General features: G+C 55.1%; 1 protein-coding gene and 1 pseudogene. One reads left to right on the forward strand and one right to left on the reverse strand.

Annotated features, from left to right (window positions below; genetic code table 11):
* Positions 1-637: ROK family protein (locus tag ACR0E6_RS21815; protein ID WP_480587256.1), on the reverse strand; the 637-nt coding region annotated here is incomplete at its 3' end.
* Between the two features lie 153 nt (positions 638-790).
* Between ACR0E6_RS21815 and ACR0E6_RS21820 the strand changes: the two are divergent.
* A pseudogene (locus tag ACR0E6_RS21820) lies at positions 791-907 on the forward strand (D-xylose ABC transporter substrate-binding protein); the annotation flags it as partial.

Genomic DNA, 907 nt, shown 5'->3' on the forward strand with positions numbered 1-907 from the left:
CCAGTCCGAACAATTGTTCCGCCTTTGCAACAAGATTGGCGTCGTTTTCAATGAAGACTGGGCAATCAACCTCTTGCTGCAGAAGCGGGCCGAGGGGCACATTCCGTTCCGAGATCGAGGAGGACCAATGGACAAAGTTATGCTCGGCATCAATCAGGCCCGCGATCCCGATCGAGACCCCTGCGATATCCGACATTGAAACGGACGCAGCCGCGCAGGAGCTTTCCAGCGCTTTTCGGATGGTTCGGGCAAAGTCGAGCGGGGTCATGCAGGCCTCGACCAGCGGGTATTTGATCGATGCAATTTCGAGCCCTTCGAAATCTGCGATCAGAACTGAGACATAGTGGCGTGTGACCTTGAACCCTGCGATCAGCAATGATCCCCCGTTCAGCTTGAGCAAAACACGGGGCCGCCCGCGTCGTGGGGACCCGGACTGAGGGTCGCCTTCAACCTCGTGGATCAGGCCCGCAGACAACAGGTCTGCCGTTGCGGTGGTGACGGTGGCGGGGCTGGTCTGCAAAGCACCCGCAATATCAATGCGCGAGATCGCCCCCTTGCGGCGGATATGCTCCAGCACGCGCAGCCGCGTTACGTTCCGCTGCTCGGTAGAGATAGAAGAGGCTTTGTTTTTCAGCATCTTGCCCTCGCGAATCTCATATTGGCATTCACCTTAGTCAGATTCTTATGTTAGCGATAGCATAAATATTTTGCCGACTGAAATAAATGTGCTACTCAAGTAGGTGAAGTCCTCGAATCACTTCGAAGGGACTCGAACAACCGGGAGGAAAGCATGAAGAAATTCCTAAGCATTTCAGTCGCGGCTGCTCTGATGAGCACGGCTGCCTTTGCTGAAACCGTCGTTGGCGTCAGCTGGTCGAACTTTCAGGAAGAGCGTTGGAAGGCTGAC

This window comes from Ruegeria sp. AP12, from assembly GCF_056540025.1.